Annotated in this window: 25 protein-coding genes and 1 pseudogene; 5 read left to right on the top strand and 21 right to left on the bottom strand. The window is 52.2% G+C overall.

The window, feature by feature from the left end:
• Nucleotides 1–11 precede the first annotated feature (11 nt).
• The gene (locus BCV73_RS07630) at nucleotides 12–344 is read left to right on the top strand and encodes a DUF3889 domain-containing protein (RefSeq protein WP_076167758.1); all 333 of its coding nucleotides are present in this window, start codon (nucleotides 12–14) and stop codon (nucleotides 342–344) included.
• A 26-nt stretch (nucleotides 345–370) separates the two neighbouring features.
• Here the strand turns inward: BCV73_RS07630 and BCV73_RS07625 are convergent, their stop codons facing one another.
• Genes BCV73_RS07625 through BCV73_RS36120 form a run of 3 tightly spaced genes read right to left on the bottom strand, consistent with a single transcriptional unit; the run spans nucleotide 371 to nucleotide 2,438 of the window.
• Nucleotides 371–955: a histidine phosphatase family protein gene (locus BCV73_RS07625; RefSeq protein WP_089546630.1), complete on the bottom strand. Its 585-nt coding sequence runs from the start codon at nucleotides 953–955 to the stop codon at nucleotides 371–373.
• Entirely contained in the window at nucleotides 952–1,389 is a 438-nt protein-coding gene (gene fosB, locus BCV73_RS07620) for a metallothiol transferase FosB (RefSeq protein WP_089546629.1), read from the bottom strand. Before fosB ends, BCV73_RS07625 begins: the two co-directional genes overlap by 4 nt.
• 53 nt (nucleotides 1,390–1,442) lie before the next feature.
• Nucleotides 1,443–2,438: a tetratricopeptide repeat protein gene (locus BCV73_RS36120; RefSeq protein WP_343219886.1), complete on the bottom strand. Its 996-nt coding sequence runs from the start codon at nucleotides 2,436–2,438 to the stop codon at nucleotides 1,443–1,445.
• A 195-nt stretch (nucleotides 2,439–2,633) separates the two neighbouring features.
• On the opposite strand from BCV73_RS36120, the gene BCV73_RS07610 reads away from it, so the two are divergent.
• On the top strand, nucleotides 2,634–3,404 hold the full coding sequence (locus tag BCV73_RS07610) for an MBL fold metallo-hydrolase (protein ID WP_256992768.1): 771 nt from the start codon (nucleotides 2,634–2,636) through the stop codon (nucleotides 3,402–3,404).
• On the opposite strand, the gene murI is transcribed toward BCV73_RS07610, so the two are convergent.
• The 6 genes from murI to BCV73_RS07580 all read right to left on the bottom strand — a co-directional run bounded on the left by murI (nucleotide 3,401) and on the right by BCV73_RS07580 (nucleotide 6,683).
• The gene (gene murI / locus BCV73_RS07605; protein ID WP_076167769.1) at nucleotides 3,401–4,207 is read right to left on the bottom strand and encodes a glutamate racemase; all 807 of its coding nucleotides are present in this window, start codon (nucleotides 4,205–4,207) and stop codon (nucleotides 3,401–3,403) included. The genes BCV73_RS07610 and murI overlap by 4 nt on opposite strands.
• A 97-nt stretch (nucleotides 4,208–4,304) precedes the next feature.
• Nucleotides 4,305–4,814, bottom strand: a complete 510-nt coding sequence (locus BCV73_RS07600; protein WP_089546628.1) for a GNAT family N-acetyltransferase — start codon at nucleotides 4,812–4,814, stop codon at nucleotides 4,305–4,307.
• A gap of 26 nt (nucleotides 4,815–4,840) precedes the next feature.
• Nucleotides 4,841–5,308, bottom strand: coding sequence for a DinB family protein (locus tag BCV73_RS07595; protein ID WP_076167774.1), 468 nt, complete (start codon nucleotides 5,306–5,308; stop codon nucleotides 4,841–4,843).
• 99 nt (nucleotides 5,309–5,407) lie between these two features.
• Nucleotides 5,408–5,818, bottom strand: coding sequence for a VOC family protein (locus BCV73_RS07590; protein WP_084203757.1), 411 nt, complete (start codon nucleotides 5,816–5,818; stop codon nucleotides 5,408–5,410).
• Between the two features lie 35 nt (nucleotides 5,819–5,853).
• Nucleotides 5,854–6,489, bottom strand: a complete 636-nt coding sequence (locus BCV73_RS07585; RefSeq protein ID WP_089546627.1) for a pyridoxamine 5'-phosphate oxidase family protein — start codon at nucleotides 6,487–6,489, stop codon at nucleotides 5,854–5,856.
• Complete coding sequence (locus BCV73_RS07580) at nucleotides 6,486–6,683, bottom strand: hypothetical protein (RefSeq protein WP_076167781.1); 198 nt, start codon at nucleotides 6,681–6,683, stop codon at nucleotides 6,486–6,488. The genes BCV73_RS07585 and BCV73_RS07580 overlap by 4 nt, the downstream gene beginning before the upstream one ends.
• A 163-nt stretch (nucleotides 6,684–6,846) precedes the next feature.
• Here BCV73_RS07580 and pepT point away from each other — a divergent pair, with 163 nt between their 5' ends.
• The gene (gene pepT / locus BCV73_RS07575; protein ID WP_089550144.1) at nucleotides 6,847–8,085 is read left to right on the top strand and encodes a peptidase T; all 1,239 of its coding nucleotides are present in this window, start codon (nucleotides 6,847–6,849) and stop codon (nucleotides 8,083–8,085) included.
• Nucleotides 8,086–8,087: 2 nt separating this feature from the next.
• Nucleotides 8,088–8,909, top strand: a complete 822-nt coding sequence (locus BCV73_RS07570) for a class I SAM-dependent methyltransferase (protein WP_179232133.1) — start codon at nucleotides 8,088–8,090, stop codon at nucleotides 8,907–8,909.
• A gap of 142 nt (nucleotides 8,910–9,051) precedes the next feature.
• On the opposite strand, the gene BCV73_RS07565 is transcribed toward BCV73_RS07570, so the two are convergent.
• The 8 genes from BCV73_RS07565 to BCV73_RS07530 form a co-directional block, all read right to left on the bottom strand.
• Complete coding sequence (locus tag BCV73_RS07565) at nucleotides 9,052–9,750, bottom strand: ABC transporter permease (protein WP_089546625.1); 699 nt, start codon at nucleotides 9,748–9,750, stop codon at nucleotides 9,052–9,054.
• Nucleotides 9,751–9,752: 2 nt separating this feature from the next.
• Nucleotides 9,753–10,667, bottom strand: coding sequence for an ABC transporter ATP-binding protein (locus tag BCV73_RS07560; RefSeq protein ID WP_089546624.1), 915 nt, complete (start codon nucleotides 10,665–10,667; stop codon nucleotides 9,753–9,755).
• Between the two features lie 146 nt (nucleotides 10,668–10,813).
• A complete protein-coding gene (locus BCV73_RS07555; protein WP_256992767.1) occupies nucleotides 10,814–11,638 on the bottom strand; it encodes a sensor histidine kinase in 825 nt (274 codons plus the stop codon).
• A gap of 113 nt (nucleotides 11,639–11,751) precedes the next feature.
• Nucleotides 11,752–12,447 (bottom strand): response regulator transcription factor, encoded by a 696-nt coding sequence (locus tag BCV73_RS07550; protein ID WP_089546622.1) that lies wholly within the window; start codon nucleotides 12,445–12,447, stop codon nucleotides 11,752–11,754.
• A 49-nt stretch (nucleotides 12,448–12,496) separates the two neighbouring features.
• Nucleotides 12,497–12,925 (bottom strand): threonine/serine exporter family protein, encoded by a 429-nt coding sequence (locus tag BCV73_RS07545; protein ID WP_076167793.1) that lies wholly within the window; start codon nucleotides 12,923–12,925, stop codon nucleotides 12,497–12,499.
• Nucleotides 12,926–12,937: 12 nt separating this feature from the next.
• Complete coding sequence (locus tag BCV73_RS07540) at nucleotides 12,938–13,696, bottom strand: threonine/serine exporter family protein (protein WP_089546621.1); 759 nt, start codon at nucleotides 13,694–13,696, stop codon at nucleotides 12,938–12,940.
• 128 nt (nucleotides 13,697–13,824) lie between these two features.
• Nucleotides 13,825–14,640 (bottom strand): class I SAM-dependent methyltransferase, encoded by an 816-nt coding sequence (locus BCV73_RS07535; RefSeq protein ID WP_089546620.1) that lies wholly within the window; start codon nucleotides 14,638–14,640, stop codon nucleotides 13,825–13,827.
• A gap of 43 nt (nucleotides 14,641–14,683) precedes the next feature.
• Nucleotides 14,684–15,190, bottom strand: coding sequence for a GNAT family N-acetyltransferase (locus BCV73_RS07530; RefSeq protein WP_179231921.1), 507 nt, complete (start codon nucleotides 15,188–15,190; stop codon nucleotides 14,684–14,686).
• A gap of 191 nt (nucleotides 15,191–15,381) precedes the next feature.
• Between BCV73_RS07530 and BCV73_RS07525 the strand changes: the two genes are divergently transcribed.
• Nucleotides 15,382–15,852: a DinB family protein gene (locus tag BCV73_RS07525; protein ID WP_076167803.1), complete on the top strand. Its 471-nt coding sequence runs from the start codon at nucleotides 15,382–15,384 to the stop codon at nucleotides 15,850–15,852.
• Nucleotides 15,853–15,922: 70 nt separating this feature from the next.
• On the opposite strand, the gene BCV73_RS07520 is transcribed toward BCV73_RS07525, so the two are convergent.
• The 4 genes and pseudogenes from BCV73_RS07520 to BCV73_RS07505 form a co-directional block, all read right to left on the bottom strand.
• Nucleotides 15,923–16,228 carry an antibiotic biosynthesis monooxygenase family protein gene (locus tag BCV73_RS07520; RefSeq protein WP_089546618.1) on the bottom strand — a complete coding sequence of 102 codons (306 nt, stop codon included), beginning with the start codon at nucleotides 16,226–16,228 and terminating at the stop codon, nucleotides 15,923–15,925.
• Between the two features lie 51 nt (nucleotides 16,229–16,279).
• On the bottom strand, nucleotides 16,280–16,726 hold the full coding sequence (locus tag BCV73_RS07515) for a GNAT family N-acetyltransferase (RefSeq protein WP_089546617.1): 447 nt from the start codon (nucleotides 16,724–16,726) through the stop codon (nucleotides 16,280–16,282).
• A gap of 15 nt (nucleotides 16,727–16,741) precedes the next feature.
• A pseudogene (locus BCV73_RS07510) lies at nucleotides 16,742–16,939 on the bottom strand (DNA mismatch repair protein MutT); the annotation flags it as partial.
• An 11-nt stretch (nucleotides 16,940–16,950) separates the two neighbouring features.
• Nucleotides 16,951–17,712 (bottom strand): DUF3891 family protein, encoded by a 762-nt coding sequence (locus tag BCV73_RS07505; protein WP_089546616.1) that lies wholly within the window; start codon nucleotides 17,710–17,712, stop codon nucleotides 16,951–16,953.
• Between the last annotated feature and the right edge of the window lie 186 nt (nucleotides 17,713–17,898).

Here is a 17,898-nt window from a genome sequence, read left to right as displayed (position 1 = left end):
GCTATAGAGCTATGAAGTGGATGTCCGCCGTATTCGTCAAATCCGTCGCCTTGTCCCTCGCGCTGTCTCTCTCGCTGCTCGTTGCCGAGCCGGACCCTTCCGTTGATCCTCCCTACGCCAAGTGGGGCCTGATCGCCGTGAAGGAAGCCCAGAAAAAATACAACTCGGAAATTACGGATTACCTGCATATCGGACGCATCAATCTGTCGCCGACGGAAGCGGAAGAAACGTTCAAGCTGCTCCTTAGCCGGCAGGGCATGCCGGCAGCTGTGCTCGCTACCGTCCGGTTTAACACGGTGACCGAAAGACTGATCTCCATTAAGTTCAGAGATACACAGCCTTAAAACCGATCCTTAACAGGCAGGCTCGTTCAGATCGTCAGCTGCTCCAAATGCTTGACGCAGTTGAATAGCCCGCATTCCCAGCTCTCTTCGATCTTTCGGATGACGGTGATGGATGTGTTATGCAGATGCTCGGATGTGTCCGTGTGCGGAATCAGAACAGGAAGCAGCGTGCCGATCAGCGCCCCATGACTTACCACGAGGACGCGATCTTCAGGATGGCTGGCGCAAATGTCCATGACCGCTTCCATTCCTCTGGCAATCATCGAGTCGTCGGTCTCGATCCCGAGATCCAGCGAAGCCCAATCATAACCCCATCGAAGCACCCGGTCTTCCTCGACCGTCCCTTCAATCTGACCGCAGTGGATTTCCCGCAGCCGCGGATCGATCTGGACGGTGAGCCCCAGCGCGGCCGCAATCGTTTCGGCGGTCTCCCGCGCCCGCGACAAATCGCTGGCATAGACGGCGTCCCACCGCTCTTTCTTCAGCCGTGCAGCCAAGGCTCTTGCCTGGGCCCGCCCGGTTTCGTTCAAAGGGATATCCGTCTGGCCTTGCGCCCTGCGCTCGATGTTCCAATCCGTGATGCTGTGCCTTACAAATCCGATCGTCGTCATTTGCCAACATCCTCCTTGTCGTAAAACTTCATATGGCCCTTCGTCTCCCGATAATAGGCGAGCCGATCCGCAAGTGTGCCGGTATGGAGCTCAAACCGATGCCCGTCCGGGTCCAGGAAATATACCGAGAGCTTGTCCCGCTCATCCCGCTGCCTGCCCTCAAGTACGCGAACGCCGTAACTCTGCAGTCGGGACAGCCAGGCTTCGAAATCCTGATCTTTCACCGTAAAGGCGATATGAGTATACGTCGATGGTGTATCCCCCCGCTCCGCATCCTCCTGATTCAGCGCAATCCAGAGTCCGGCTAGATCAAAGTAAGCCAGCTTCCGGCCCTGCACGAGCAGCTGGGCGCCCAGAACGTCCCTGTAAAAAGCGATGGACCGATCCAGATCCGAAACGGAAAAACAAAAATGATTCACACCCTGTATGTTCATGATTCCTCCTGCATTCAGCCTTTTCGTACCCACACAGCTGGCCGTTAACAAGGCTAATCCCACACCTGATCCAGCTTATCGGCATAAAAGGCAATCGCCTTCCGGTACGCTTGGATCCCGTTGTCCGCGCTGGTTTCCGCAAGCTGCCCGAGGAGCTCCTCCATTGCAGCGGCATGCTCCCCTAAATTGTAAAGAGCCATGGCGTAAAAAACAGAAAACTCCCTGCGTTCGGGAAACTTCTCCATCGCCTGCTTCAACAGCGACTTTGCGTCCTCATATCGTCCCAGCGTACGGTATGTACTGCCGAGCCCAAGCATCGCCCCCGCCAGCTCTTCGTCCTGCAGTCCGAGCGAAATCGCCTTTTCATAATAAGGCACGGCTTCCTTCTCCAAGCCAAGCACGTCGTGGGTCCATGCGGTCTGATACAAGATCTCCGGCTGCTCAGGCTGTTCCGCCAGCAGGGAAAGCCAAATTCCCCTGGACTGCTCGGCATTCCCTGACTGCCGGAGCGTTACGGCGTTCCTGAAGGTGCGGCGCCCGGCAAAATCCTCTCTTCCGGCCCTGAAAACGACCAAGTGGCCGTCCCGCAGGTGGTTCTCCCGAAAACCGAGCCTTCTCAGAACCTTTTGCGATCGAGGATGATCCTGCTCCACATGGGCTTCGATCTCATCCAGCTTCATCACTTCAAAGCCGGCCTTCATCAATTCTTCGAGCGCCTCAGGCATATAACCGCTGCCCCAATACTCCGGAGACAGATCATAGCCCATTTCCGCCCTTTCTCTCTCGCCGTCCCGGACCCAACAATGGAATCCGCAGGTGCCCATAAACGTATCGTTCTCACGGTCAAATATGGCATACCTGCAGCCGGAACTGCGGGTGAGCGCAATAATTTCGTCCGCTTCCTCCAGGCTCACCAAAGGCTCAATATCCATGAACCGGGTGACTTCCGGGTTGGAGAACAGCCGAAAGACGTCTTCCCGGTCCTCCGGCTCAAGCGGCCTCAACCTCAGCCTTTCCGTATGCAGGATAGGGTACTGTACATCACGCATCGCTGGGCCCCCTTCATGTTGAAATTTTTGCAAAAAACGCCGGATTACCATATTGCATATAGCACCAAAAATATATATTGACAAAATAAAGGTTTTGTGTTATAATAAAATATTTATTTTGACAACTTAGTTCCCTGTCCGTAATATAGACTCTGTCTTGAAATCCATGAGTTGGAGTTAGGGAGGAATCGAAGGATGAGTACGAACCAAGCTGCCACAAGCGTGTTAATGCTGGACGTATCCGCCGTCATGATGGGCAGCGTTAACACCGTTCACCCTGCGGTCATTACGGATGGAAACGATACGCTCCTGATTGACACCGGCTACCCCGGTCAGTATCCCCTCTTGCGGGAAGCGATGAAGTCCCATGGCCTATCGATCGATTCGATTACCCATGTCATCATTACGCATCAGGATCTGGATCATATCGGCAGCCTGCCGGCCATACGCCAGCACGCCCCTCGTCCGGTCGAAGTCATGTCCAGTCAAGAAGAAAGGCCCTATATTCAGGGTGAAAAGCGTTTGATCAAGGTAACCCCGGAGGCGATCGAACGGGCCAAAGCGTCTCTGCCTCCGGAAGTACCTGCTGAGTGGCGTAATGCCTTTATTTCTACGCTGGAGAATCCACCCCGGTCACCTGTCGACACAATCATCCATGAAGGGGAAGAGCTCCCCATCTGTGGCGGCATCGTCGTGATTGGCACACCGGGGCACACTCCCGGGCATATCAGTTTATACCATCGGCCGACCCGGACGCTGATCGCGGCCGACGCCCTCCGGGTCGTTGACGGAGAGCTGCATGGGCCGGATGCCGACACGACCGTCGATATGCCGCTTGCGACGCAGTCCATCGCCCAACTGGCCGCCTACGACATATCCTCCGTTATTTGCTACCACGGCGGAAAACTTGAAGGACCCGTTGTACAGCGGCTACTGGAGCTAGGCGGAACGCAGCGTTCCCTTTAGAAAGAAGGATCAGCGGCCCGTTCGAAGCCGGCGACCTGAGTGCTGTAATAGTCGTAAGCTCTATGCATTTTTGCCATATATTCTGGATCCCCGCTGGAACAGGCAAAACGGATATCTCCTCCGCGCTGCGTTCCGGACGTTCCCGTTTTCTTAAGAATATAGTCCAGCCTCCGCACCGTCCCGGCGCTCCCGTCAATGATCTCAATATGCGGCGGCAGAATCTGCCTCAAGATCCGGGTATAGAAGGGATAATGCGTGCATCCGAGCACTAGGGTTCCGTATTCCTCCAGCCGGTAATCGGCAAATTTATCCAGAAAATACCGTGTCATCCGGTCCGGGTCGAACTCCAGCGCTTCGCAGTATCCGACCAGCTCGGGGAGCGGCAGGGAGTCTACGATGCTGTGGTCATCCACCCTGGAAACGAGCTGGGTGTATTTAGACTGGTGCAGGGTCAGCGGGGTTGCCGCCACCAGCACCCTTTTCCCGGTCAGCCGGTTCATTTCAACTGCGGGCTTAACCGCAGGCTCCATCCCGATGATCGGAATGTCGTATTCCCGGCGAAGCTCCTCCGCCGCGGCGCTCGTCGCCGTATTGCAGGCAATGACAAGCGCTTTGATCTCGTCCTGCAGAATCATGTCCACGGACTGGCGGACATAATCCAGAACCTGATCCTTTGTCTTGGTTCCGTAAGGAACGTGAAGCGTGTCTGCAAAAAATAAAAAGTCTTCGTTGGGCAGCTGCTTTACGGCTTCAGACAGCACGGTCAGTCCGCCGAGGCCTGAATCAAAAAGCGCAATTCGCATGTTGTTCACCTGATTTTTCTTAATAATTGCTCCGGGCGCATATCCATGGCTGCCCGGCGATGTTCCATCCGGGGCCGTCAGCCCCGGAGTTATTATATCATGTTGTCCGGGCATCATCGGGAAATCTGTAAACCATGCCGATAAAGAGCACGTTCCGCCCCCCCACCATCGAGGAGAACTCGCAGGTCTCCCTGAATCCTGCCCTGCTGTATACCTTTGCAGCACGCTGATTGAATTTGGCCACCGCTAGGCGGATTCCCTTCCCGGGAAACTTATCGGAAACATAAGCCATGCCTGCTTTTACAAAATCCAGGCCTGCACCCTGCCCCGTCAGCTCGGGATTCATGCCCAATCCGTAATCAACGCAGGTATCATCTTCGTATAGACCGGCCCCATAACCTCCGGCAACACGGGCTGAATTGCCCGTGCAGTAAAAACCGACCAAATTTCCGCCGGAGTCCGACGCTGCTGCATAATCCCCGTTCATCAGCTCCAATATATCTTCTTCATCTGCTGCCATACTATAGAAGTCGTACGGAGCTGGATAGTGCCATGTCGATATCCGGGCGGCAGCTTCCCGGGTCATCGGTTGAATCTGTATTTCCATGCCTAATGGTTACCTTCCTTCAAGTTTTACTGCTCACCAAGTCCACGGCCGATAAAATTGGCCGAAACCCTTGGCACATGAAGCTCTTTGGCCCAAACGGACAGCTGGCCCATATGATGAATTTCATGGGCGATGACGTGCTTTGCGACCTCTCCGTAACGCAAGGGTTCGGCATGCCAGGCGGCCTTGACGATTTCCCCGTCCCGCTCAGGACTCCGGCTCAGAATCAGCGGACGAAGCTCTGTCACGTAGCTGTCGGACAAGGCTCTGACTTTGCTCAGGGTCGCGAAATCCTCGAATTTTGGTTCTGCAGCCTCCTTGCCTTCGGCAGCCAGCATCCAACTGTACTCGACGTCAGCGATGTGGAACAAGGTTTTCAGGATGGAGCCAACTCCGCCCGTTCGCTCCTTCAGTAATTCTTCATGACTCAACTGTGCGCAGACATCAAACCATTCATCGCGTACCTGCCAATTATATAGAAAAAGGGATTTCATCATTTCCTCCTGGCGCAGTGTTCCTGCGCTCATTGTTCATGTTATGAACCCGACGCTTGCCCCGACCGGGCGGGCTCCCGGGAAAATTGTTCGGCAGTTTCAATTTCCTTGAATTATTTTTTTCTGCGGTACGGTCTTCAAGGGCTCGGCAATCATCCAAACATGGCCGAACGGATCCTTGATCTTCCCAACCAAGTCCCCGTGAGGCTGTGCGGCAACCTCCCTAAGCATGGCCGCTCCAGCCGCAAGGGCGTTGTTCACTGTTTCCAATGCATCCTCAACGGTGATATACAAAATCACCGGCGTTCCACCGAGCGTTTCCGCTGCGGTATTATGCTCCGGAAATTCGTCCGCGACCATGAACCGCGCATCACCGACCCGGATTTCAGCATGCGATGTTTTCCCGTCTTCCGTAACCATCCGGTTCGCTTCCGTCGCGCCAAACACCGATTGGTAAAAAGAAATGGCAGCGGCAGCATCATGAACGGCCAACATCGGAATGATACTCAAAGCCAGCCCCCCTATTAAAGATCATATCCGTTCTATTAATATAATCGCTTTTCGTAGCTTTCCGCCAGCGACCGTGCGACCTGCTCCTCCGTAACCTTTAATCCGCGCACATGATCCGCGATGATGGCGGCAGGATTTGGCAGGTTCTCCCGCTTCGGCCATTGTTCCGGATCCCACAGCTTGGAGCGCTTGAAGGCTTTGGCGCAGTGAATATAGCACTCCTCGACCTCCACGCCGATGCCTATTTGCGGGATTTTCCCCTGGGCGGACAGTTTCTCCATCAGCTCAGGATCCGCGGTAATGCAGGCCTTTCCGTTAATCCGGAGCGTCTCCTCCAGCCCTGGAATGATAAAGATCAGCCCGGCACTCGGGTTCTGCAAAATATTTAGCAGCGAATCATACCTCCGGTTACCTGGTCTTTCCGGAATGACCAGCCGCGTATCATCCAATATGTATACAAAGCCCGGTGCATCGCCGCGGGGTGATACGTCGCAGCTGCCCTCCGCGTCACTCGTGGACAGGAACAGCAGCGGAGACTTGGAAATAAATTCGCGGCAGTGGGAATCCAAACGAGTGATAACCTTGTTCCTGACCAGTTCGCTGGGAGGACTGCTCAGTAATCGAAGCTCCTCCTCCGATTGAATGATTGCCTTAAAAGGAATTGCCGTCATCGCTCATCCCCCTGTTTCTCATTCATTTTGTATATAATGTAATCCAGCTTCTCCTCAACTCTCCTCAAGGCGGCATCGGAATTTCTGACATGCCTGCTGCCGTTGGATACGTATTTGAACAGGCCGAAGAAAAACAAAAGGATCAAGCCGATCACGACAAGCGAAAATACAAGGCTGAACACGTTAACCGACACTTCCAACGCACCTCCATGAACCTATTATAATCGTTTTGGACAGGGAAGACAGCCGGACGGGCGCTAATCACCTCGGCTTTTCGGATCAAGCTTGTGATTTTGCCCCTTGCCCATGATATCATATCAAGTAGTACACCATTTACATAAAGGGAGATGAAGGATGTTGAAACAGGAACTCACGGAACGGTTAATCTCTTACGCCAGGGTGGAGACCCAATCGAATGAAGAAAGCAGCACTACGCCTTCGACTCCGGGACAGCTCACCCTTGCGCGCATGCTGGTGGAAGAGCTGAATTCCATCGGCATGAAGGACGTCACGATGGATGAGAACGGCTATGTCATGGCCACGCTTCCTTCCAATACGGACAAGGATGGCGTGCCGACGATCGGCTTCCTCGCCCATGTGGATACCGCAACGGATTTTACCGGCAAAGGCGTCAATCCGCAAATCGTCGACAACTATGACGGAGGCGATATCGTTCTGAACGCGGGACTAGGCGTCGTCCTTTCCCAAAAGCTGTTTCCTGAGCTGCCTCAGTACAAAGGGCACACGCTGATCACGACGGACGGAACGACCCTGCTTGGCGCAGATAACAAAGCCGGCATAGCCGAAATCATGACGGCGATGGCTTACCTGATAGGCCATCCGGAAATCAAGCACGGGACGGTCAGAGTCGCGTTTACCCCCGACGAGGAAATCGGCCGCGGCCCCGAGAAATTCGATGTTGCGGCTTTCAACGCCGATTTTGCCTACACCGTGGACGGCGGTCCTCTTGGCGAGCTGGAATACGAGAGCTTTAACGCAGCCAAGGCAAGCATCACGATCCAAGGCACCAACGTTCATCCGGGCACGGCGAAGAACAAGATGGTAAACTCGATCAAAATCGCCATGGAGCTGAATTCCATGCTTCCACCGGAGCAGGCGCCCGAGCATACGGAAGGCTATGAAGGATTCTATCATCTGCTCTCGCAGAACGGAGATACCGAACGCACAAAAATGGAGTACATCATCCGCGATTTTGACCGGACGGAATTTGCCGCCAAGAAGGAGCATCTGACCCAGGTCGTGAAGCAGCTTCAGGCAAAATACGGCGAGGAGCGCGTCATCCTGGAAATGCGCGATCAGTACTACAACATGAGGGAAAAAATCGAGCCGGTAAAAGAGATCGTCGACGTAGCCTATGAAGCGATGGAAAGCCTGGGCATCAAGCCGATTGTCAAGCCGATCCGCGGCGGAACGGACGGTTCCCAGCTCTCCTATATGGGGCTGCCGACGCCGAATATTTTTACGGGCGGTGAAAACTTCCACGGCAAGTTCGAATACATTTCCGTCGACAATATGCTGAAGTCGGTACAGGTCATCATCGAAATTCTGAAGCGCTTTGAAGCAAGAGGCGTATGAGCATCGTTCCAGAGGGAAACAATCAGCGCAATATCGAACGTTTCTCCGGATACGGGGATACCTACGACCGCTACCGGCCCGCAGCGCCTCCCCTGGTGACGTCCCTCCTGACTGGGTACCTTCAGCGCAAGCCGGAACTGGTGCTCGATCTGGGCTGCGGCACCGGGCTGTCCACGCTGGTCTGGAAAAAGCACGCGGACCAGGTTATCGGCATCGAGCCGAATGACGACATGCGCAGCGTCGCGGAGTCCAAGCTGGAGCAGATGACGGATGCAGCCCACATCCGCTTTATGGCAGGCTACTCCAACCAGCTTGCCGTCGGCAGCGAAACCGCCGACATTATTACGTGCTCGCAGTCTTTTCACTGGATGGAGGCGGCAAGCACGCTGCTGGAGGCTGCCCGGGTGCTGAAGCCCGGCGGCATCTTCGCCGTCTACGATTGCGACTGGCCGCCGACGCTGTATTGGCAGGTGGAGCAAGCCTACGAAGAAGTGATCAACCGGGCCGACGGCATCATCCGCGAACAGCTCAGCCAAGAGAAGCAGGCTGTCAAAAGGGATAAGGAAAAGCATCTCGCGGCCATTAAGGACAGCGGCCATTTCAGGTTCGCCAAGGAAATTGTGTTCCATCATGCGGAGGATTGCGATGCTGACAGGTATTTCGGCATCGCAATGAGCCAGGGCGGAGTTCAAACGGTCCTCCGGCTAAACCCGAAGGAGCTGGATGAAGACATTACGCGTTTCAAACAAGTCGTCGATGACTTCTTCCAGGAAAGGACGCTGCAGGTTTTGTTCAGCTACCGGATGAGACTCGGCGTAAGATAAACCTGAAAATGACAAAAAAATCAGGCCAAGCAGCCGGTTTTACTTTCCTCCTCAGTGAAGGAGAAGCAAATCGAATTGCTGGCGCCTGATTTTTTTTGCACGCTTCTTCAGCCCTGATCCCCTTAAAAGTAATTCTTCACCGCTAAATATCCCCCACTTGATTCACTTTGGCAATTGACAAGTAGACACTGACCAAGCCAATCAGGCCCAGCACTGCGTATAACATGTTCGTATTCAACGGAATATGAAGCAGTCCTGCGAAATTCGGGAACTGCATGAGAAAAACGGAGCAAATCACGGTCGGAATGACCGCCCTCTTCCAGATCCCGAACAAAAACAGCGGAACAAAGCTGATCACCGAGACAACCGCGGAATGAACGATCGACTTGACCGTAAACGAAATGATGTCCGCGAGGGTTGGCAGTCCGTGAATGACGTCGATGAACAAATCGAACACATAGGTGGTAATTCCGGATAGAACAAAAGATATAAGCGTACACAGGAAAACCGCCAGGAAGATAAACCAAACTTTGGCCATAACCAGTTTTTTGCGGCTAATGGGATATCCGAATGAAAGGGACATCGTTTTATTCTTATATTCCTCGATAAATACGTGATTAATCATGGAGGCGCCGAACAGAACAAACCCCATTTGGATCGCCGACATCAGCTCCATCGCGCTTGAATAACTCTCCTCAAAATCCGTGAACGCTAAATCAGCCATGACCACTTTTAAAAAGAAAACGGGAAGAAACATAAGGATCACCCAATAGATAATCACTTCACCGATAACCTTTTTCTGCTCTAATTTTCTCCACTCGAGCTCAATCAGTTTAGTCAAACTTATCGCCCCCCCTGGATTTGGTGGTAAAAATAGTCTTCCAGCGTACTCGTATGCTTCTGAATTTCCTCAATTTCAATATCGTTCGATATCAATGTTTTCGAAATATCACTTGTGGATCGGGCCGTGTCGTATACACGAATCCTTGTGTCCTTCACAATTTTGATGTTGGAAATTTGGAGCTTATGTTCAAGCAAATAGACCGTTTTCTGCACATTCGAAGTGACCAGTTCGATATAATCGGTCCGCAACTTCTGAATGTCGGCCAGTGCGACTTCATTCACCAGTTTCCCGTGCTGAATCATCCCGATTCGGTCAGCCATCTGCTCGATTTCACCCAGGATGTGACTAGACAGGAGAAACGTTATGCCATATTCCTTGTTTAACATCCGGATTAATTCCCGCATATCTTTAATCCCGATGGGATCCAGCCCATTGGTGGGTTCATCCAGGACAATCAGCTCAGGCTTCGTAATCATGGCACGGACGATTCCCAGACGCTGTTTCATGCCAAGTGAGAAGTCCTTCACTTTCTTGTCATCAATCCCATGCAAATTGACCATATCCAGCGCTTGGGTGATGGCCTTTCCGTCATAAAAGCCCAGATATTCACAGTGAATCCGCAAGTTCTCCATGGCTGTTAGATGTTCGAAAAATATCGGATATTCAATGATGCTCCCGACTCGCTTTAACCCGTCTTTTGCAGATTCCGTAAACTTCTTGCCAAATAGCATGATTTCTCCCGATGTGGGGATGATGAGTCCCGTGAGCATTTTCATGATCGTCGTTTTACCGGCACCGTTCGGTCCAAGCAAGCCGTAAGTTTCTCCTCTTTTTACCGTGAGATTAACATTCGAAGTAATCGTTTTTCCTTTTACCGTTTTGGTAAGCTCATAGGTTCGAATGACGTCGCTCATTTGAGTTATGATCCTCCTGTCTATATTCATCCTTTGAATTACTTCTATCGTAAAGCAAGGAATGGATCATTTTTCTTACTCAATCCTTACAAGTTTCTTAAGTTCGTAAAAAGAGGCGTTCAGACAGAACACCTCTTACGGGAGATCTAATGTGGCACCTGTTTAAAAATGCATGTAAACGTCGTTTTCTCAAACGGTGTGCTCGTAAGCCGAATCGATCCTTTCATCGCCTCCGTTAAACGTTTCGAAATGCTAAGGCCTAGTCCGCTACCCTGAAATTGCGGGTTTCGGGCGTCATCTAATGTGTAAAGTCTTTCAAACACACGGTCCTGGTGGACTTCCGTGATGCCTTTTCCGCGATCCCAGACGTCGACAGCAACCGATTCGCCTTCTTCCCGAAGCGTTAAACCAAACACGCCTCCGTCGCTTCCATACCGGATTGAATTTGATATTAAATTGTTTAATATTCGTTGCAGCGCATGCTCATTACCGAGTATGTAAAGGGGACGCTCCGGAATTTCAAGCTCCACCCGAAGACCTCGGGATGTCAGGAGCTCATAAAATTCAAGCACGCTTTGGCGGCAAATCTCATTGAGGGAAATTTTGCTGAGCGGGATTTCGTAGTCTTCCGACTCGATTTTAACGAGATCAAAAAACTGGTTAAGCAATGCGACCAGACTGTTCACCTTATTGTTTAGCCGCAGAATCACCTGCTTCCTTTCTTCTTCGGTAATCGATTCTTCCTGGTTCAGCTTTTCGGCATATCCCAGAATGACCGTCAGGGGCGTTTTCAAATCGTGGGACATGTTGGATATCATTTTCTTCAGACTATCTTTGGTTCTGGCATAATCCGCAATCACTCTTTGGTTGTAATCCAGCAGACGGTTGATTTGGATCAGCAACTGCTGCACGGCTTGCTGGTCGGTTTGGAAAAGCACCTTCTCGGCGGTTTGATGTTCGATGATCTCCATGATTTTATTCGATATTTCCTGTACATTCCGATTCCATGTTCTGCGGGAAACAAACTGCCAAATATTCATGAGGAGCAAAACAGCAATGGCCGCGCTTAGAAAAATAACCATGGCTACCCTCCCAATTTATATCCGATGCCCCAAACGGTACGAATAAACTGAGGATTGGAAGGATCTTCCTCGATTTTTTCTCGAAGCCTGCGGATATGAACGTTAATCACGTTTTCATTCCCATAATAATCGTCTTGCCAGACGAATTGATAGATTTGCTCCTTGGTGAACACCCTGCTCTGATAAGTTAAGAATAATTTCAGAATATGAAACTCCTTGGAGGTGAGCGTAACACTCTGACCTCGGACCTGCACAGAAAACGTGCTTAAATCAAGAGTGAGGTCCTTATAATGAATCCGATCCTCCGTCGGCTGATGATCCGTCCGGACATATTGTGTTGCCCTGCGTATGGCAGCTTGCACTCTGGCGGTTAGCTCAATCATGGAGAACGGCTTGCTTAGATAATCATCTGCGCCAAAACCAAGTCCTAGAGCCTTGTCAAGGTCGCTGCCTTTTGCGGAAATAATAACGACGGGAACGACGCTTCTTTCCCTGATCTGCTTGAGCACATCCATGCCATTTACTTTAGGAAGCATTAAATCCAGCAAAACCAGATCAAACTCCTCCTTATCAATAAATGATTCCGCTTCTTCCCCATCCAGCGCGACAAACACTTCATAGTTTTCCTGCTTTAAATGACTCTCAATCAGCTGGCTAATTTCCTTATCGTCTTCGATTAGCAGAATGCGCTTTGGCACGCAGATCCCCCCGAGCTCCTCGTATTTTGACCGGTGAAATTTCCAACACCTACACTCTCCACTTCCGGATGAGCTGATTGGTCACTTCCGACAACAGCAGGCCAAGGGCGATCGCCCCCGAAATCATAAAGGCTTCGGCTCCCAGCTGGACGGCCTGGTCATACTGGTTCTCAACTGCGTTGCGCATCGCGTCATAAGCCGTTCCGCCGGGGACCAGCGGAATGATGCCCGATACGCTGAACACGATGATCGGCGTGCGGTACCTTTTGGCGAACAAATGGCTGATCATCGTGACGCAGTAACTGGCGACCACGGTGGCTGTAATCCGCAGCACGTGCATATCCTGAAGCCATATATACAGCAGCCAGCCGACCATCCCGGCAAATCCGCACTGCAGCAGCGCCTTTTTCGGGGTGTTGAAGAGCATGCCAAACGCAGCCGATGCGACGAAGCTCGTGACGAGTTGTTCAATGTACATACGGCATCCTCCTCATTGAAATGACAGCATAAATGCGATGCCCGCCCCGATCGCAAAAGAGGTGATGAACGCCTCGGCCCCCTTCGACAAGCCGGAAACCAGGTGGCCTGCCATCAAATCGCGGATCGCATTAGTAATCAGCAGCCCCGGTACGAGCGGCATGACCGAGCTGATGACGATAATGTCCAGGTCCTGCCCGAAGCCGAATTTGACGAACAGGATCGAGCAGAGGCCGATGGCCAGCGCTCCCGAAAACTCGGCGAAGAACTTGACCGGAATCATCCGCTGCAGCATCAGCGTGCAGTAATATCCGAGACCTCCGGCCACAGCCGCGGGCAGGAAATCGGGCCAGATGCCGCGGAACATGATCAGGAAACAGCCGCTGGCCAGCGCCGCCATCAGCAACCGCAGCCACAGCGGGTAAATATCGCCTGTCCGCTGGATGTTTTCCAGCTCCCGACGCGCTTCAGCGATGGTCAGCTCCCCTTTGCTGATGCGGCGGGATACGCTGTTCACGCGGTCGATTTTATGCAAATTCGTCGTCCGGTCCGAAATTCGGTTCAGCCTCGTGATCGGCTGCGGATCCTCCATAGAAAAAATGAGTCCCGTAGGGGTCATGTAGCTATGCGTTTTATCCACGCCAAAAGAAGCGGCAATCCGTACCATGGTATCTTCCACCCGGTACGTCTCCGCTCCGCTCTGCAGCATGATTTGCCCGGCCAGCAGGCATACCTTCATGATTTCGTGCTCCCTCTGCACCAAGTCTTCCAAAGCTCTTCCTCCCGTATGCGCAAAACCCTATGTTAGTTACAGTATAATCGGTTTGCCGGACAAAAACACGGACAAGCGTCACTTCCTCATAATAGAGCGGAATCCTCCGGAGTAAGAAGTACCTTCGGTTATTGTGGCTTGACTCCGATATACAGCAGATGAGAGGAAGCACCTAGGATATATGGGTCTTCTGCAGCCTCCATGATACGGTTCAGAAACCGCTGATATTCCTCTGGACCGCGGCCCCGCCAGTATGCCCACTGTTCCTCGTTCATAGACTGCACCACGCTGCCGGATGCGATCAACTTCACGCTGTCGAAGCCGTGCTGCTCCATGAAGGGACGGATCTCATCAATCGGAAAATAATAAGCTCCCGTAAACCGGCCATCATCGCTGTGGTTGAATACACCCGTTCTCATAAACTTATCAATGCCGTCCATCGTATCATTCGGCTTCCAGGATTGCGGATGCAGCAGCGAATTTATTAAATGCCTCGTCCGGGACATAAAGGCGACAAATACATGTCCGCCGGGTTTGACCACCCGGAAGAGCTCCCGGGCCGCCTGCTTTCGGTCTTCCTCCTGCTGAAGATGGTACAGCGGCCCAAGCATCAAAACGGCGTCAAACCGCTCGTCTTCAAATCTTCCAAGAGCTCTTGCATCGGCCACGTGTATCCCCCGGAACCGTTCCTCAAGCTTGCATTCCTTCACTTTGCCGGCCGCGAGGCCGACGAGGCGCGGAGACAAATCGGTCAATGTTACGTCATAGCCTTCCTGCGCCAGCGCAACCGCATATTTGCCCGGCCCCGCTCCGTTGTCGAGGACATGTGTTCCCGGCTTCAAATACCGTTTAATGAAATGGAGGTTGACCATAAATTCGACCGGCTCCCGTTCCAGTCTCCCCCATTCATCAAACTGATTGTAGTAATCGATTATGCTGCCCATCTTTCCGCTTCCTTTCCATAGACGGATTCCCGTCCTTCATATTTCAGAGCTTATCCCAAGCCAAACCGGTTTCCAGAACGGCCTGGCCGGCGATATCCAGCGTTTTTTCAGAGACAGGACTTCCACCCATTTTTATATAAAATTGACGCGCCGGATTATCCTTGAGCACCCACACGTACATGGAACCGAAGCCGTTCTCCCGGAAGGCTTGGATCAGCGTGTTCACCAGCAATTTTCCATGTCCCTTTCCCTGATGTTCCTGAAGTAAATACAAGGCGTAGATTTCCGCATCATACCCGGCCTCTTCCTCCCGGCATTTTCCCCCTTGTATAAACCCGAATACCCGTCCGGCTTCATCCTCGGAAACGAATGTCCACAAGTCCTTATCCTCCCGGCTTAGAAGCTGCTTCCACCGCTCCATCCGGCTCTCCACCGTCAGCTGATCCAAATAGGCGTCTGCAATCATGCCTCTGTAGGTCGTTTTCCAGCTTTCCACGTGGCCCTTGGCCAGCACCGGGTAATCATCATAAGCAGCCTGTCTGATGCTCATACGGAAAATCTCCTTTCGCATAGTGCATATTCCAATGCATCCATTCGCACTAGCGTTGATCAGCCTCGAAAAAACTTGATCACCGTCTGAGTTGCCATTATAATAAAAAAACAAGAACAAATGTTCTTGTTCGAAATTCTTCGATCATCGCTATGTAACTACTTACCTGTAATAATGGAGGAGATAAAACCATGAATCCCTGCTGCCAAAGCGCGCTGCATCATATAAATGTGGCAATCCGTTCCATTCTCGAGATCATGGACGGTCTGGATGAATGCGATCTGCCGAAGCGGCCCACTCCCGGCAAATTTTCCGTAGGTGAGCTGCTGGAGCATCTCGCCATGCTGCCGCTCGCCGATTTGATCATTTCGGACGGTGCCTCACAGGAAGAGATGGCTGCATTTTACAGCAGGACATCGTATTCGACGAGCGAGCGCATCCGCCAAGCCTTTCAAGATAACTATGAATCCCTTGTACAAAAATACGGCTCGCTGACGGAAGCCCAGCTTCAGGAAGAGGTTTCCTCCTACTGGGGGGCATCATATACTCGGTTCGGCTGGCTGCTGGAAATTTTGGCGCATTTATACCATCACCGGGGTCAGCTTCATTCCATGCTCGTGCATGATTTGGGACATGACCCGCGCGTTTCTTTATTTGAGTAATACATCACTTTTCATTCGGCTGCCGCGTTGGAACATGGGGCTCCTCCCGTTACGTTCTAGGAGTATCCCTTCAGGATGTGCCCGGTAAGGTTACTTTCTCAAAATGTTCAACGACCGGGAAAGGGTCGTAATAGTGATGAAGCAGCCCTTTCCACCGAGCATAAGATTCGGACTGCCTGAATCCATCCGTATGGTCCTCAAGGGTTTCCCACTTCACGAGGAGGAGGTATTTGTTTGGTACCTCCATACAGCGCTGAAGCTCGTGTCCGATGTACCCTTTCATGGAAGATATAATACCCGAAGCCTCCCGGAAGGCTTGCTCAAATGCTTCGCCCTGCCCCGGCTTCACCTGCAGCATCGCGGCTTCCAAAATCATATCATTTCCTCCTGACTCTCTGCCAACTTTATCACGCGTCCTGAGCCGCGCCTATACTTCGAGGTCAAGCACAAGCTCCCCATTTATGAATTGACCGGTCTCTTTAAAACCCAGCCCTTTGTACAGCCGGTTTGCGGCTGTATTGTCGGGAACATGCGAGATTCTGATAACAGAACAGGCCGGATGCTCTTTTTGCTTGCGAACGACGGCGGATAATCCTGCTTTGCCGTAACCTCTGCCTTGATAATTCCGGTCGATCATGAACCTGACGATCCAGAAGCAGCCGTCTTCCGGATACGGCTCCTCATCGAACAGCGCAAATCCTACCATAATATCATCTGCATAAATCGCGTAGGGATAGCAGGTTTTCTCCTCGGCCGCCTTTTGCAATGAATTTAGATTTGAAGCCACAAATCTCAACTGGTCATCCCTGGGACGAAGCTCGATGCACTGCTGGCGGATATCGTCGGTAACGGGTTTTAAATATACAGGATCCATACAGCCACCTCCTATCTACGGCTTCTTAACGGATTCCGCAATCGTGATCTGTTTTTCCTGATCCCACACATCATGGATTTCAAAGGTTCCCTCCTCGAAGAAGAGCGGAAATCTCTTGCGGAACCATGGCTGCATTGGCAGCTCCAGCGCTTCTTCGATCGTTACCCAACGGAGCTCGCCTTCCGGCGGATCGGCGAGGAGTTCTCCCTCGTATCTTCTCTTCCTCATTTATTCCGGAATATAACATCCTGCGTGATTTCCGGGGCCATGTCGTAGGCTGCACCCAATCCTTTTTCCTCAATAGCTTGTCTCGATACCCGCTTTAGCGTAATCGACCCGGTAAACTCCGATCGGAACAAGGGCAGGCTGACCGCCACGCAGCCTTCGTCCACCCATCGGGCCTGCAAATGCTTGAGCCCGGCGATCTCCGTGTCGATCCCTTCACGGTACCATGGATGCTCCTCATCTTCGGACACTCCTGGCTCATTGAGACATACGTACAGCGACAGGCTGTCGCACAGCTTCAGCAGGTTAAAATGGCGCTCCACCCGGCTGGCGTCCAATCCGCTGAGCTGACTTTGAATCCGTTCCTGCCGAAGGAGCTCTTCCTTGTAAAACCGGGCGGCTTCCGGTTCTTCCGCATAACGGATCTGCTGGAACGACGCATAATGCTTGCTGCAGAGCAGACCTGCATACGGATCCATCTCTTCCGCCTCATCCAGGCCGGCTCGGTACGAGGACAGCTTGGGCTTAAGCGGATAGTTGATAAAGGAAAACGGGCTGCTGCTTTCTGAATCCCATAGCGGATTCTCGTCCAAATATCTCCAGCCGCGATCATGCTGGGTAATGGCCAGCACCGCAGCTTCACGATCCGATCCTGTCGGCATCCACTCCGGCAATAAATGCTCTGCAATCTGTCCCGATAACTTGGCATGATCATGCTGGCGAATCAGAACGAAGCCTTCCGGTTGTTCTCTGACAATCATCACATTCACCCTCCATCGGTTGATGTTTTACCTAATATTAACTTTTTCCAACCCATTTTCCCAGCAAAAATTCACGTGTGGATCGACAACCTTCCCCGGCCTTGCACCACCAGCAGAAAAAAACCTCCAACCGGAACATTCCGGCTGGAGGCTCAATATCACATGGGGAAGGGGAAAAGCTGGTGC

Source organism: Paenibacillus sp. SSG-1, from assembly GCF_002224835.1.
GTDB classification, from domain to species: Bacteria; Bacillota; Bacilli; order Paenibacillales; family Paenibacillaceae; genus Paenibacillus_AQ; species Paenibacillus_AQ favisporus.
This window is presented reverse-complemented; position numbering and strand designations above follow the sequence as displayed.

Coding starts and splice junctions, on each gene's coding strand:
- BCV73_RS07595 (WP_076167774.1), bottom strand. CDS start 5,308: ATGAAATCCCTTTTTCTATATAATTGGCAGGTACGCGATGAATGGTTT.
- BCV73_RS07535 (WP_089546620.1), bottom strand. CDS start 14,640: ATGGGCAGCATAATCGATTACTACAATCAGTTTGATGAATGGGGGAGA.
- BCV73_RS07560 (WP_089546624.1), bottom strand. CDS start 10,667: ATGAGCGACGTCATTCGAACCTATGAGCTTACCAAAACGGTAAAAGGA.
- BCV73_RS07610 (WP_256992768.1), top strand. CDS start 2,634: ATGAGTACGAACCAAGCTGCCACAAGCGTGTTAATGCTGGACGTATCC.
- BCV73_RS07625 (WP_089546630.1), bottom strand. CDS start 955: ATGACGACGATCGGATTTGTAAGGCACAGCATCACGGATTGGAACATC.
- BCV73_RS07525 (WP_076167803.1), top strand. CDS start 15,382: ATGAATCCCTGCTGCCAAAGCGCGCTGCATCATATAAATGTGGCAATC.
- BCV73_RS07600 (WP_089546628.1), bottom strand. CDS start 4,814: ATGGAAATACAGATTCAACCGATGACCCGGGAAGCTGCCGCCCGGATA.
- fosB (WP_089546629.1), bottom strand. CDS start 1,389: ATGAACATACAGGGTGTGAATCATTTTTGTTTTTCCGTTTCGGATCTG.
- BCV73_RS07530 (WP_179231921.1), bottom strand. CDS start 15,190: ATGAGCATCAGACAGGCTGCTTATGATGATTACCCGGTGCTGGCCAAG.
- BCV73_RS07520 (WP_089546618.1), bottom strand. CDS start 16,228: ATGATTTTGGAAGCCGCGATGCTGCAGGTGAAGCCGGGGCAGGGCGAA.
- BCV73_RS36120 (WP_343219886.1), bottom strand. CDS start 2,438: ATGCGTGATGTACAGTACCCTATCCTGCATACGGAAAGGCTGAGGTTG.
- BCV73_RS07585 (WP_089546627.1), bottom strand. CDS start 6,489: ATGACGGCAATTCCTTTTAAGGCAATCATTCAATCGGAGGAGGAGCTT.
- BCV73_RS07515 (WP_089546617.1), bottom strand. CDS start 16,726: ATGGATCCTGTATATTTAAAACCCGTTACCGACGATATCCGCCAGCAG.
- BCV73_RS07505 (WP_089546616.1), bottom strand. CDS start 17,712: ATGATTGTCAGAGAACAACCGGAAGGCTTCGTTCTGATTCGCCAGCAT.
- murI (WP_076167769.1), bottom strand. CDS start 4,207: ATGCGAATTGCGCTTTTTGATTCAGGCCTCGGCGGACTGACCGTGCTG.
- BCV73_RS07545 (WP_076167793.1), bottom strand. CDS start 12,925: ATGTACATTGAACAACTCGTCACGAGCTTCGTCGCATCGGCTGCGTTT.
- BCV73_RS07555 (WP_256992767.1), bottom strand. CDS start 11,638: ATGGAGATCATCGAACATCAAACCGCCGAGAAGGTGCTTTTCCAAACC.
- BCV73_RS07630 (WP_076167758.1), top strand. CDS start 12: ATGAAGTGGATGTCCGCCGTATTCGTCAAATCCGTCGCCTTGTCCCTC.